The sequence below is a fragment of the Arthrobacter sunyaminii genome, from assembly GCF_018866305.1.
Classification (GTDB): domain Bacteria; phylum Actinomycetota; class Actinomycetes; order Actinomycetales; family Micrococcaceae; genus Arthrobacter_B; species Arthrobacter_B sunyaminii.
Map to the genome: position 1 here is coordinate 350,826 of NZ_CP076456.1, position 12,389 is coordinate 363,214.

Genomic DNA, 12,389 nt, shown 5'->3' on the forward strand with positions numbered 1-12,389 from the left:
CGCGAGGAGTCGAGGGGCTTTTCTCCGGTGAGCAGGGTGAGCTCCTGTTCACGATGATCCGGCCCAGGAAAACGAATTGATCAGTTCCGGCCCACGACCGGGCGGGGCGCGGCCAAATCCGGGCGGCCGAGGCGCGACGTCAAGGGCCGCTGAGAATCCTGTTGCTGGTGCGTTACCGCTGGACTTATTCCCGACAAGGAAAAAGACCCCGTTTCCCTTGATTTACAAGGGAAGCGGGGTCTTTCTCATCTGGCGGTGACGGTGGGATTTGAACCCACGTTGGCTTTCACCAAACAACATTTCGAGTGTTGCACCTTCGGCCGCTCGGACACGTCACCATCGCGTCAACCTTACCGGGTCGGAGGCCAATGCCCCAAAACGGCCGGGTCCGCAGTCCGGGCGGTCACCGAAACTAGAGGTCGACGACGTCGTTCTTGCCGATGTTGGGGGTGTCACCGGTGACGGCGCTCTTGGCAATCTTGAACATGGTGGCCACCCGGGGTTCGTCCGAGGCCCAGTATTCAGCGGTGTCGGTATCCACCTTGATCAGTGCAATCGACGGGTCCTCGCGCCCCTCGTCGAACCACGCGGCAACCGGAGACTTCCACAGCTCCTCGATCTTGCCCTCGTCCTTGGTAATGGTGGCCTTGCCGCTGATGGACAGGTATCCCTTGGAATCATGCACCGAAACGTTCACGTTCGGGTTGGCCCGGATCTCGTCCGCCTTGGGGGAGGGGTCCTGGGTGAAGAACCACAGGTTGCCGTCGGAATCCGTTTCCTGCAGCTGAAGCGGCCGGCTGACCAGCTTTCCGCTCAGGTCCTCGGTGGTCAGCTGTGCAATATCGGCGTGCTCGAGAATCTTGACGACTGTATCCAGTCCGTCCTTGTCTGAACTCATAACTGAACTCCTTGGGTATCGGGTTCTGAGTTAGTAAGCCTACGTATGAATGCCCCCGCTGTCAGCCTGATCGCCGAGAGCCGAAAAAGTCAGTGAGCAACTTGGCGCACTCCGCCTCCCGGACCTCCGGGAAGACCTCCACCCAATGGTTCAGACGGCGTTCGCGAAGGATGTCGAACACCGATCCGGCAGCCCCGGCCTTTTCATCCCACGCGCCGAACACCACCTTCGGGATCCGGGCCAGGACAATCGCTCCGGCGCACATCGCGCACGGCTCCAGGGTGACCACCAGGGTGCAGCCCTCCAGCCGCCATTCCCCGACGGCGGCAGCGGCCTCGCGGATGGCCACCACTTCGGCATGAGCGGTCGGATCGCCCGTGGCCTCGCGTTCATTGCGGCCGGTGCCGATCACGGTTCCGTCAGGACCGACGACGACGGCGCCGATCGGCACGTCCTGTGTCACCAGGGCGCCGCGCGCCTCCGTCAGGGCAAGATCCATCCAGGACTCGTGCTGTGCGGTGGGGGGCATCATGGTCCTATCTTCCCGCAGGTTGCGGCCGGGGCCCGGAAAGCGGCCGGGATCCCCGCACCGCAGGGGAGGGACCGGCTGCGGGTGGTATTTTTGAAGCATGCGCGTACTTGTAGTGGATCACCCCCTAGTTGCCCACAAACTCACCGTTCTCCGCGATAAGGACACCCCTTCACCGGTGTTCCGCCAGCTCACGGAAGAACTCGTCACCCTCCTGGCCTACGAAGCCACCCGCAACGTCCGCGTTGAGCCCGTTCAGATCGAGACTCCGGTCACTTCCGCCGTCGGCACCGGCCTGGTCAAGCCGACCCCGCTGGTGGTGCCCATCCTGCGGGCAGGCCTCGGAATGCTGGAAGGTATGACCCGTCTGGTTCCCACAGCTGAGGTCGGCTTCCTGGGCATGGCCCGCAATGAAGAAACCCTCGAAGCCATCACATACGCTGAGCGGCTCCCGGATGACCTCACCGGGCGCCAGGTATTTGTCCTGGATCCTATGCTGGCCACCGGCGGAACCCTCCGCGAAGCCATCAAGTTCCTGTTCAAGCGCGGAGCTGCAGACATCACGTGCATCTGCCTGCTGGCCGCACCGGAAGGCCTTGAAGTGTTGAAGAAGGAACTGGCCGACGCCAATGTGACCATTGTGCTGGCCTCCATCGATGAGCGCTTAGATGAGAAGTCCTACATTGTGCCGGGCCTGGGCGATGCCGGGGACCGGTTGTACGGCGTCGTGGACTAGTCATTCGTTCCGTGAGGAACCGTAACTAGTCAAGAGAGTCGTCCAGTATTTGGACACTTGCCGAATTGCTTGACTCGCACCCGTTTATAAGATCACTTATGGACGGGTGCGTTTTTTTCCCCAAAAAGCCCCTGCAGAGGCCGTGCGGAACCCAAATGGCGCGTCCTCGAAAGGATGCACCGCACCGCCAGCCAAGGGAAGAAACAGTGAAGTAGGTCACATTTAGACCGAAACGTTCCACATGGTGAGACAACTGTCGCAATGTTACTTGCGCTACACCCTTTGTTACATGCAATAATCCGTAATGTGAACATCCACACGACAGCACCTGTCGCAGTCCTTCCCTTCGGCTCAGCCGTTGAGAAGCCGTGCTGTTGTCGAATGCACGCCTGACTGACCCACCCCCCTCTTTCAGGCACCACTCAGGCCCAATGACGGGCGAAACTGCGCCATCTCGACTTGGGCACACCCCCAGCATTCGAGCGTGATGACGGTAATTCACATTGAGGTTGCAACATGTCAGTAGCATCAGGGTACGTACACATCTCACTGCGCAATGCGCAGAACCGGGCCGGCGCAGCGCGGCAGGGCGCCATAGGGGACTTCCCCCGACAGTACGGGGCCCAGGGGTACGCACCGCAGCAGTACGGAGCCCAGGGGTTCGGCAGGCCGGAAACCCGCCTGCAGTCCGTTTCTTCCACGAATGAGGCTTCGCCCATGACGGCACCCACCGCGGTCGTAACTCCTAACGGGATTCCGGGTCCACAGTCTGTCAGCAATGACACCGTTGCCCGCGGCTTCGTTATCTATGTGGGCCTCGACGAGGGTGCGGCGGCAGCCAATGGAACGTCGCTGACTAAGCTCGCCCAGGAAGTCCGCGCCTACATTCAGACGCTGTGCCCGGGTGCCCAGAGCCACGCGGCGGTAGCTTTGGCGCCGGCGGAAGCGGCCGGCTCCGATATCGACGTCGTTCGCCAAGCCCTTGGCGATCCCACGGTGCAGCGCCGCCCCCGCCCCGAAGCTGCCCAGCCGGTCCAGACCCAGAGCGCACCCCGGCCCTCCGGCGTCCTCATTGATCTCTCCCGCCGGGAAGTGCACCTGGACGGCGACACCTTGAATCTGACCTTCAAGGAATTTGAGCTCCTGAACTACCTGGTGGAGAACGCCACCCGCACCGTTGGCCGTGAAGAACTGCTGGCCGGGCTGTGGCGCAACGCCGAGGAAGTGCCGAATGAGCGCACCATCGACGTTCACATCCGCCGGCTCCGCTCCAAGCTGGGCCGGCTGGCGAACACGGTGCGGACGGTCCGCGGCCAGGGCTACCGCTTCTACGAGCACCCCGAGGTTGTTGTCTGGGCTGCGCCCGAATACAGCATCTGATGCGCAGACGGTGCCGGGACCGGATATCCGATCCCGGCACCGCCGATAGACTGGGCCAATGAGCGGCCACCACCTGAAAAAGTTGATGCTCCTGCGGCACGCGAAGGCGGACTGGCCCCGGGACGTCTCCGACCACGAACGCCCCCTGTCCGGCAGGGGACACCGCGATGCACCGCTGGCCGGACGCTGGATGGTGGAACACAACTCCATCCCGGACTTCATCCTCTGCTCCTCGGCGCTGCGGACCCGGCAGACCTGCACCTGGATCTGCGAGGAACTCGGCGACAAGGGCCCAACACCCAAGCTCGAGGACGGGCTTTACAGTGCGCCGGCCACGCAGATCCTCAGCATCATCAACAACGTGCCGGAGACCGTGACCAGCCTGCTGGTCATCTCGCACCTGCCCGGCGTGCAGGACCTGGCCATGCGGCTGGCCTCGGTCGATTCCAATGAAGACGCCGTCATGGAGATGGCCACGCGCTATCCCACCTCCGGCCTGACCGTGATGCAAACGGACAAGCCGTGGGCCGAACTCGACGGACGCGACGCCAAGGTCACGGACTTCGTAGTCCGCAGGGCATAACCGCCGCCGGGATTACACGGCTATTTCCGGCTGCAGCGTCTTCAGCGTCCACATCTTGTGCTTTCGAGCCGCGAGGGTGGACAGCACAAGTCCCAGCACGGTGTAGCCCGCCAGACCAAGAGCCACGACGCCTGCCTGGCCCGGGTCGCTGCCGTAGAGCAGCTGCCGCAGGCCGCTGACCACATGCCCCATGGGCAGCACATCGTGGGCGAAATGCAGGGGAGTGGGAATGGTCTCCCAGGGGAAAGTTCCGCCCGATGAAACCAGCTGGAGCACCAGCAGGACCAGGACCACAAACTTCCCCACCGATCCGAGCAACGCCACAATGCCCTGAATCAGGGCCGAGAATGCTGTAGCGGCGAGCAGCAGCAAGCCCCAGGCGAGCACCGGGTGGGCGGGGGAGAGTCCCAGCCCGAAGCGGACCACGGCATACAGCACGGTGGATTGCGCGACGGCGACGGCCAGGAACGGAAGCCAGCCGCCCAGGGCGATCTTGAAGGCAGGCGCATTGGAGGCCAGTGCACGCCGGCTGATCGGGCGCATCGCCTGAACGAGCATGAAGACGCCGACCCACAGCGCCAAAACCAGGAAGAACGGGGCAATGCCGGCGCCGTAGCTGTCCGCTTCGTTCTGCGCGACAGTGTTGACGCTGACCGGATTGGCGATGACGCGTGCAGCATTGGCACGCTGCTGCTCGTCGGGGTTGGGAACGCTGCCGGCGCCTTCTGCGAGTCCGGAAGACAGTTCCTCGGAACCGCCGGCGAGGGTCGTCAGTCCGTCGCGCAGGGCGGCGGCCCCTTCGGCTGCTGAACCTGCGCCGGCGGAGAGCTGGCCGGTGCCGGCGAGGGCATCCTGCTGGCCGGCTGCCAGCTCCGCAGAACCGGTGGACAGCGACGCCGTGCCCTCCGCCAGGGCGCCCGCTCCGGCAGCGGCATCGGAGATACCCCCGGTCAGGGACGGAATGCCGGCAGCAAGCTGCCCTGCGCCGTCGGCCACTTGGCGGGAACCGTCCGCGAGTGCTTGAACTGAGGCTGCGGCCGCGTCTAGTTGGGCGGCGATGTCAGGGGACGACGTGCTGCCGCCTTCCGCGGCGGCGGCAAGCACCTGATCAGCTTGATCCTGGGTGAGGACCCCGCTGGCCACGAGTTCCGCCGTGGAGGCCTGAAGCTGGGCGGCAGCGGCGTCCTGAGCTGCTTTCACTCCGGCAACGGCGCTCTGGAATTCGGAGTTGAGGGCAAAATTTCCGGCCGCAACCTGTTCGGCACCGGTGGCCAGTGTTTGTGTCTGATCCGGGAGGGCGGCTGCACCGGCGTTCAGCCGGGACAGGCCGGCCGACAGCTCGCCGGCGCCGGCATTGAGATCAGCGGCGCCCGCGGCGAGGGATTGTGAGCCGGTGACGAGCTGCTGCTGTCCGGCGTAGAGCTCCGCCGTTCCGCTGCGCAGCGTTTCCAGGCCTGTCGCTAGCTCCGTGGCTCCGGTCTCGGCCTGCGCCGCTCCCGCGGCCACTTCCGCTGCGCCGTCAGCGGCGTCCGATATCTGGGTGTGGATGGTGCTGAAGCCCGTCAGCAGCTGATTGGCGGTTTCCTCGCCGACTTCGGCTGCCACGGTGTCGTGGACGGAGCCGGTGAGCTTGTCCACGATGCTGCCGAGCAGATAATTGTTGGCGTCGTTGGTGGTGACGTTCAGGATCCCCTGGCGTGCGGTGTCAAAGTCCGACGGCGACGCCAGGGAAGCTGAGAAGTCTGCCGGGATTTTCAGGGCGAAGGAATAGGTGCCGTCCATGACGCCTGCGTCCGCAGCATCCGGGTCCGACACCAGCTCCCAGTCAAAGGTGCCGTCCTCGAGCAGGGAATCGGCAACGGTGTTTCCCACCTCCAGCCGCTCGCCGTCGTCGGTCTGGGCGCCCTCGTCCTCCATCACCAGGGCGGCGGAAACACCGTCGAGGTTTCCGTAGGGGTCCCAGTTGGCGTAGAGGTACACCGCGCCGTAGAGCAGCGGAACCAGCGTGAGGGCAACGAGAGCGAGCTTGGGAAGCAAGCCCCCGGTCATTCGCTTGAGCTCGGAGAGAGCCAGCCGCAGCGTGGTCACGCGGTCACTTCCGTTTCGGCAGGGCCGGGGGCGGCCGGGGCGTGGTTGTTGGAGGGGTCAGGAGTGCCTGCCTCGGCAGCGATCACTGCAGGGGATGGTGCGGTTGATGCAGCGTTCCCCGCCCGGGCCGTTGGCCCGTTCCACCCTGGAGGAAACTGTGCGACGGCGGCAATCACCGTCAGGTTCCGCCCGGCAGTTCGCCGTCCCTGCCTGGATGCGGCATCCGCCGCGGCGGCTGCCACGGCAGCTGCCACGGCATCCTGCAGTACCGGCAGCCAGGCTCCGGGGTCGCCCTGATGCCGGTCCGGGGAATCCAGGACGAGTTGGTCGATCCGGGAGTCGGCCAGCGCCAGGGCGGTCAGCAGCCGGATCCGGTCCGAAGCGGGTACCTGCTCCATCCACAGGCCGCTGGAATTACTGAATCCCAGGTCCTCGAGCCAGCGGGCGGGGGAGGTTTTGGGCCGCTCGGCACGGGGAATCAGGGCAAGATCTTCCGCCACCAGATCCTTTACCCGCAGATGCAGTTCGGGTTCATTGACCTCGGGGGAGTCCACCAGCGCGCTGCGGCGGCGCAGGTGTCCCACGTGCCTGTCGCCGTTCCAGTGCAGTGAGCCGCTGGTTGGTTTCATTCGGCCGCTGAGCGTCAGGGCCAGCGCGGTCCGTGAGGAGGCATCGTCGGCTTGGACCAGAAGGACCTCTCCGGGGGCCGCCACCAGAGAGGTGGGAGCAAGGAGATCACTGTGGCGGCCTTGAACGTACAGGGTTTCTGCGGTCAGCATGGTGCGGCTTCTGGTTGGGGGAGCCGCGGCGGTGCCCGGTCGGCTACCGAACATCCTAATCAAACTGACCAGTCAGTACAAAAACGTGTCGTGGCCTCTCAATGTCGGGCTACAGGCCGTACTTTTCCAGCAGCCGCAGCCAAATCTCGCTGATCGTGGGGTAGGCAGGCACTGCGTGCCACAGCCGGTCCAGGGGCACTTCGCCGGTGACGGCAATAGTGGCTGAATGCAGGAGTTCGGACACATCCGGGCCGGCGAAGGTCACACCGACCAGAACCCTGCGGTCTTCATCAACCACCATCTGCGCCCAGCCCCGGTAGTTGTCAGAGTGCAGTGCGGAGCCGGCCACGGACAGCTCCAGCGAGGTTTCGGAGGCGTTGATACCGTCCGCCCGCGCCTGCTCCAGGGTTAGACCGACCATGGCAAGCTCGGGATCCGTGAAGACCACCTGGGGAACAGCAGCATGGTCGGCGGTGGCCGCCGCCCGGCTCCAGGGGGCCGGCGCCTCGGAGGGAGGCAGTTCTCCCCGGGCCCGCGCGGCGATGGCAGTGCCGGCGGCCCGTGCCTCGTATTTGCCCTGATGGGTGAGCAACACCTTGCCCGCGGCGTCCCCCACCACGTAAAGCCAGTCGGTTCCGTCCACCAGCCCGGAGTCATCCGTTTCCGGCCTGACCGATTCCGGCCGCACCCCATCCAGCCCCAGATCCTCAAGCCCCAGGTTCGCCAGTGCCGGCGTCCGGCCGGTGGCTACGAGCAGCCGGTCGGCAGTGAGCACGGAGCCGTCATCCAGTCCCAGCTCTACTCCGCCGCCTACACCCGGACGCACATAATCCGTCCCGGTGTGGGTGCGGATGTCCACGCCGTCTTCCGCCAGCCCAGCCTTCACGAGCTCCCGTGCGGGTTCCGGGTACTTCTCCAGGACGTCGTGCCGCGCCACCAGGGTCACTTTCGAACCCAGCCGCGCCCATGCCTGGGACAGCTCGGTGCCTGCCACGCCGCCGCCGAGCACGATCAGCCGGGGCGGCACCTTCTGCGCCGAAGTGGCTTCCCGGGTCCCCCAGTACTCGATGTCGTCCAGGCCCTTGAGTGGAGGAGGAGCCGGCACGGACCCGGTGGCCAGCACCACCGCGTGGCGGGCGGAAATGGTGACGGAACCGCCGTCGTCGTACTCCACCCGCACCTGCCGCGGACCCGTGAGCCGACCCCGTCCGCGCACCAGACCGATTCCCGTATCGCGGACCCAGTCCTCCTGCCCGGAATCATCCCAGTGCGAGGTGAAACTGTCGCGGCGTTCCAGCACCGACCGCGCGTCGAGGGTGCCGGTCACCGCCTCGCGGGAACCCGCGACGGATCGCGCGGCGTGCAGCGCAGTGCCCGGACGCAGGAGGGCTTTGGAAGGCATGCAGGCCCAGTAGGAGCACTCGCCGCCAATGAGGGAAGGCTCCACGAGGATGGCTTCCAGGCCGCCCTGGACCACCCGGCCGGCCGCATTCTCACCCACCGCGCCGCCGCCAAGGACGACGACGTCGGTCACCAGTTGCTGCGGACGCTGTGTTCCGGGGGTGTGCCCCTGATCAGTCATGCAAAGAGCTTGGCATGTGCCGCCTGCGGACGGAACCCCGGGATCGTTCCGCCCCTCGGCACGCTGGCGCCGCTGCTGCCTCCGGCGTACCTAGGCTGGAAGGAAGGACCGCTGCGCACTGCGCAGAGAGACCGCCGTGATCCATGCCGCCGGACCGTCAGGCCGGGGCGCGTTGACGAGTTAGCAGGAGTGCCCATGACAACCGTACAGATTCCCGATTACACCACCGACGCGTTTTTCGGCCTGGAAGACAAATGGCTTGAGACTGCTCCCGGCGAGGTCACCCACTATCACGAGCTTGGTGAAGGGACTCCGATCCTGTTCCTGCACGGTTCCGGCACCGGAGTCACCGCCGCTGCCAACTGGTGGCTGAACCTGCCGGAGATCTCCGAGCTGGGCCGCTGCATTGCCATCGACTCGATCGGTTACGGCCAGTCCATCGTGGCGCCGGGTACGGAATACGGCATCAAGGAATGGGTCCGCCACACGGTGCGTGTCCTCGATGCCCTCGGCATCGACAAAACCTGGATCGTGGGCAATTCCATCGGCGGCTGGGTGGCCATGCAGTTCGCCATCGATTTTCCGGAGCGCCTGCTGGGCATTGTTTCCATGGGCACCGGCGGTGCCAAGAAGACTGCCGCGCTGTCCGGTCACGCCAAGCCTGAGCTCTCCGAAGCCGGTATCCGCCGCACGCTGGAACAGTTTGTGGTCGACAAGTCACTGGTCACGGAAGAGCTGGTTTCCCTGCGGTACCAGGCGGCCCTGAACGACACCGCTTCGGACCGGCTGGTGGAGGTCGTCACCGCCCGCGACCGCGACCGTGACGCCCTTCCGCTGGACTTCGACGTGCTGGCCAAGCTCGACATCCCCGTACTGCTCATTCACGGGATGCAGGACGTTGTCATCCCGCCGTCACGGACCTGGGAACTGCTGAACGTCATCCCCACGGCGGACGCCCACATCTTCAGCCAGTGCGGTCACTGGTCCCAGGTGGAGCGGGCCGAGGAATTCAACACTGTGATTAAGCAGTACCTCGCGGCGCAGGGCGTCGGCGCCAAGTAGGACCCGCAGCAGACCAACCTGAACGACGACGGCGGCCGGCTTCCCGAGGGAGGCCGGCCGCCGTCGTTGGTGGGCAGATCTACACAGTGCAGTTCTGCCCAGCGCGGGTCTGTTCAGTGCGATTCTTCTCAGCGCAGTGTGGCGGGCTGCGGATTGAAGGACATGGAGGCCAGAATGGCGTCCAGGGTGGCCGGCCCGTCCTGGGTCAGGCATGCTCCGGCAACAAAGCGGTCCGGGCGCAGGAACACCATCGGCGTGGGGCGGTCATCGAACCATTTCTTCATCCGGCCGGTGGAATCACCAAGCACGAGAACGTCCTCACCCATGCTCTTTTCCGCCCATTCGCGCTGCGTTTCCGGCAGGATGCAGACGAGGTTGGCGCCGAGGGCGCGGAGTTTTTCCAGCGATGCTTCCGGCAGCACATCCTTGGGGCTGTTGCCCCAGACGATCACGGACCACCAGTTGCCGACGGCGTCATCGAGCAGGACGTCGTGGCCGTGCCGGAAGTTCACGCGCGGCTGCGGGAACTGTACGCCCACCGGAGAGACCCGGCTGTTGGCGGTGCGGACCGGAATCAGGTTGCCGCCGATCCGCGCTGCAGCCCGGCCCGGGGTCCTGGTTCCCGGGTCGGCCAGGACACCCTGCGTGTAACGGGGCATCGGCTTGAACTTCATGTCCGAGAAGTAGCTTTTGACGGACGGAAAGAGGTTCAGGACCGAAGAGGCGGCGTCACGGCCGGCCGCCAGCAGCGGGTTGGTGATCTTGATGATGTTGCCGAAGGTCAGGGACAAATCAACCATGGCCTTTGCGTGCTCGCGGCGTTCCGAGGTGTAGGTGTCCAGCAGGTCATCGCCGGCCTGTCCGGAAAGGACCGAGGCCAGCTTCCAGCCGAGGTTCGTGGCGTCGCGCATTCCCGAGTTCCAGCCCTGGCCCATCCACACCGGCATCAGGTGGGCCGCGTCCCCGGCCACCAGCTGGCGTCCCCTGCGGAAGGTCCCGGCCACCCGCCCGTGGTGAGTGAAAACCCTGCGGCGGATGAAGGACAGCTGTGAGGGATCCGGGACATGGTCCTTCAGGAGCGCGTTGACGTAGTCCGGATCGGTGACCTGGTCCTCCGTCTCATGGTCATGGAGCATGAATTCCCAGCGGCGCACGGCATGCGGCAGGCCAATCGAGACATAGGGCCGCTTCGGATCCGCGCCCAGGAACACGTTCGGGGTGCCCAGGGGATCGTTGTTAACGTCCACGACCAGCCAGCGGGTGGCGGGAGACTCGCCGTCGAACGTGGTGCGCAGGCGCTTGCGGGTGGGGGACTTGCCGCCCTCACAGCCCACCAGATACTGCGCGGTGAACATGTGCTCCCGGACCTCGCCGTCCGGTCCGGACACCAGGGCAGTGGCGGTGACGCCGTCGGCCGTCTCCAGCACCTCTTCAACGCGGTGGCCAAACAACACCTGGACGTTGTCGAAACGGGCCAGGCCTTCAAACAGGGCGCGGTCCACGGCGGGCTGGATAAACCCGTGTTTCCGGCCCCACCCGAACTCATCCGTTTGCGGGTTGTTGACCAGGATGACCTTCCCGGACCCGTTGACCAGGCGCATGATGTGCTGCGGCGTCGTGTGCGGCAGGACGGAATCCACCAGGCCAACGGTCTGGATGGTGCGGAGCGACTCATCATCCAGGCCAACTCCCCGGGGGAAGTCGATGAGCGTGTCCATCGCTTCCAGCACCGTCACCCGGCGGCCGTACATGCCAAGGATGTTTGCCAGCATCAGTCCGGCGGGGCCGGCTCCGACGATGAGGACTTCACTGTCCCCGGGTGCGGTGTCCTGCGGTGTGTTCACGGGTAGCCCTTTCAACGCGTCAAAAGTCTTCGTGTAAATAACGCTCACTCATACGCGTTATTTACACAGAACTAGATCCACATCACACCACCTGGATGTGACGTAGGTCAATGTGGCGTGCTGAAGGGTGGAACAGGTTTAGGCGAGGAGTCCGGTGATTCTTGAGGCGGCGGCCTGCAGCAGGGGAACTGCCGTCTCGCCGAGGTTGCTTCGTGCGGAAATGACGTTCAGGCAGGCAGGAACGCCGGATACGGCGGCGTCGAGGGGAACTGCCAGGCCGTGCATGTTGGGTTCCACCTCGCCGTATGTGCCGGCAAAACCTTCGCGGCGGACCCGGGCTACGGACTCGGGTTCGCCCGGAACTTCAGGGTCGGCCGCGAGCAGCGCGTGCCCGGCCGCGCCGATGGTCAGAGAGTGTGAGCTGCCTTCCGAAAAGGTCACGTGGTAGGCGCCGTCCGCCGGGGAGATCACGGCGAGCGCAACGGCCTCCTGCCCCTGCCGGACGATGAGCGAAACCGTCGCGCCCAGCTGATCGGCCAGTTCCCGCAGCAGCGGCCTCGCGGCGGCAACGAGGGATGAATGCGCGGCGGAGGACAGGGTCAGCAGTCCTGCAGCGCCGCGGTAGCGGCCGTCAGGGCCCCGGTGAACCAGGCGTGCGTCCTCCAGGGTGTTCAAAAGGCGGTAGGCAACCGTGCGGTGGATTCCGGCGTGCTCGGCGACATCCGCCACGGTCATGCCGTCCGGTGCGGCCGCCACGGCGCGCAGCACGTCCAGCCCCCGGGCGAGGGTCTGGGATCCTGCGGTGCGGGACTGTGCGGTGCTGGACTGTGCAGTGCCGGACTCAGGGGTGCGGGGCTGGGCGGTGCGTGCCGCTTCGGTCTGGTGTTGGGCCACGGTGACGATCTTTC

Annotated in this window: 11 protein-coding genes and 1 tRNA gene; 4 read left to right on the forward strand and 8 right to left on the reverse strand. The window is 65.4% G+C overall.

What is annotated here, in order from left to right:
* Positions 1–250: 250 nt before the first annotated feature.
* The 3 genes from KG104_RS01655 to tadA all read right to left on the reverse strand — a co-directional run bounded on the left by KG104_RS01655 (position 251) and on the right by tadA (position 1,430).
* A tRNA-Ser gene (locus KG104_RS01655) sits at positions 251–338 on the reverse strand.
* 74 nt (positions 339–412) lie between these two features.
* The gene (locus tag KG104_RS01660; RefSeq protein ID WP_104161987.1) at positions 413–898 is read right to left on the reverse strand and encodes a pyridoxamine 5'-phosphate oxidase family protein; all 486 of its coding nucleotides are present in this window, start codon (positions 896–898) and stop codon (positions 413–415) included.
* Positions 899–959: 61 nt separating this feature from the next.
* Complete coding sequence (gene tadA / locus KG104_RS01665) at positions 960–1,430, reverse strand: tRNA adenosine(34) deaminase TadA (RefSeq protein WP_372434203.1); 471 nt, start codon at positions 1,428–1,430, stop codon at positions 960–962.
* Between the two features lie 97 nt (positions 1,431–1,527).
* On the opposite strand from tadA, the gene upp reads away from it, so the two are divergent.
* The 3 genes from upp (at position 1,528) to KG104_RS01680 (ending at position 4,126) form a co-directional block, all read left to right on the forward strand.
* Entirely contained in the window at positions 1,528–2,163 is a 636-nt protein-coding gene (upp, locus tag KG104_RS01670; RefSeq protein ID WP_104055807.1) for a uracil phosphoribosyltransferase, read from the forward strand.
* Between the two features lie 516 nt (positions 2,164–2,679).
* A complete protein-coding gene (locus KG104_RS01675; RefSeq protein WP_104161986.1) occupies positions 2,680–3,543 on the forward strand; it encodes a winged helix-turn-helix domain-containing protein in 864 nt (287 codons plus the stop codon).
* A 58-nt stretch (positions 3,544–3,601) separates the two neighbouring features.
* On the forward strand, positions 3,602–4,126 hold the full coding sequence (locus tag KG104_RS01680) for a SixA phosphatase family protein (RefSeq protein WP_104055810.1): 525 nt from the start codon (positions 3,602–3,604) through the stop codon (positions 4,124–4,126).
* A 12-nt stretch (positions 4,127–4,138) separates the two neighbouring features.
* Here the strand turns inward: KG104_RS01680 and KG104_RS01685 are convergent, their stop codons facing one another.
* From KG104_RS01685 to KG104_RS01695, 3 genes are all read right to left on the reverse strand, one after another.
* Positions 4,139–6,214, reverse strand: a complete 2,076-nt coding sequence (locus tag KG104_RS01685) for a YhgE/Pip family protein (protein WP_207348396.1) — start codon at positions 6,212–6,214, stop codon at positions 4,139–4,141.
* On the reverse strand, positions 6,211–6,993 hold the full coding sequence (locus KG104_RS01690) for an ABC transporter ATP-binding protein (protein ID WP_207348397.1): 783 nt from the start codon (positions 6,991–6,993) through the stop codon (positions 6,211–6,213). The genes KG104_RS01685 and KG104_RS01690 overlap by 4 nt, the downstream gene beginning before the upstream one ends.
* 109 nt (positions 6,994–7,102) lie before the next feature.
* The gene (locus KG104_RS01695; RefSeq protein WP_207348398.1) at positions 7,103–8,575 is read right to left on the reverse strand and encodes a dihydrolipoyl dehydrogenase family protein; all 1,473 of its coding nucleotides are present in this window, start codon (positions 8,573–8,575) and stop codon (positions 7,103–7,105) included.
* Positions 8,576–8,770: 195 nt separating this feature from the next.
* On the opposite strand from KG104_RS01695, the gene KG104_RS01700 reads away from it, so the two are divergent.
* Positions 8,771–9,637, forward strand: coding sequence for an alpha/beta fold hydrolase (locus KG104_RS01700; protein WP_104104839.1), 867 nt, complete (start codon positions 8,771–8,773; stop codon positions 9,635–9,637).
* A gap of 128 nt (positions 9,638–9,765) precedes the next feature.
* On the opposite strand, the gene mhpA is transcribed toward KG104_RS01700, so the two are convergent.
* Together mhpA and KG104_RS01710 are read right to left on the reverse strand one after the other, a co-directional pair.
* On the reverse strand, positions 9,766–11,481 hold the full coding sequence (mhpA, locus tag KG104_RS01705) for a bifunctional 3-(3-hydroxy-phenyl)propionate/3-hydroxycinnamic acid hydroxylase MhpA (protein WP_237688645.1): 1,716 nt from the start codon (positions 11,479–11,481) through the stop codon (positions 9,766–9,768).
* 138 nt (positions 11,482–11,619) lie between these two features.
* The gene (locus tag KG104_RS01710) at positions 11,620–12,375 is read right to left on the reverse strand and encodes an IclR family transcriptional regulator (RefSeq protein WP_207348399.1); all 756 of its coding nucleotides are present in this window, start codon (positions 12,373–12,375) and stop codon (positions 11,620–11,622) included.
* Between the last annotated feature and the right edge of the window lie 14 nt (positions 12,376–12,389).

What these genes read in the sequence shown, in the direction of transcription:
- KG104_RS01660 (WP_104161987.1), bottom strand. Translation starts at nt 898, where the DNA reads ATGAGTTCAGACAAGGACGGACTGGATACAGTCGTCAAGATTCTCGAG.
- tadA (WP_372434203.1), bottom strand. Translation starts at nt 1,430, where the DNA reads ATGATGCCCCCCACCGCACAGCACGAGTCCTGGATGGATCTTGCCCTG.
- upp (WP_104055807.1), top strand. Translation starts at nt 1,528, where the DNA reads ATGCGCGTACTTGTAGTGGATCACCCCCTAGTTGCCCACAAACTCACC.
- KG104_RS01675 (WP_104161986.1), top strand. Translation starts at nt 2,680, where the DNA reads ATGTCAGTAGCATCAGGGTACGTACACATCTCACTGCGCAATGCGCAG.
- KG104_RS01680 (WP_104055810.1), top strand. Translation starts at nt 3,602, where the DNA reads ATGAGCGGCCACCACCTGAAAAAGTTGATGCTCCTGCGGCACGCGAAG.
- KG104_RS01690 (WP_207348397.1), bottom strand. Translation starts at nt 6,993, where the DNA reads ATGCTGACCGCAGAAACCCTGTACGTTCAAGGCCGCCACAGTGATCTC.
- KG104_RS01695 (WP_207348398.1), bottom strand. Translation starts at nt 8,575, where the DNA reads ATGACTGATCAGGGGCACACCCCCGGAACACAGCGTCCGCAGCAACTG.
- KG104_RS01700 (WP_104104839.1), top strand. Translation starts at nt 8,771, where the DNA reads ATGACAACCGTACAGATTCCCGATTACACCACCGACGCGTTTTTCGGC.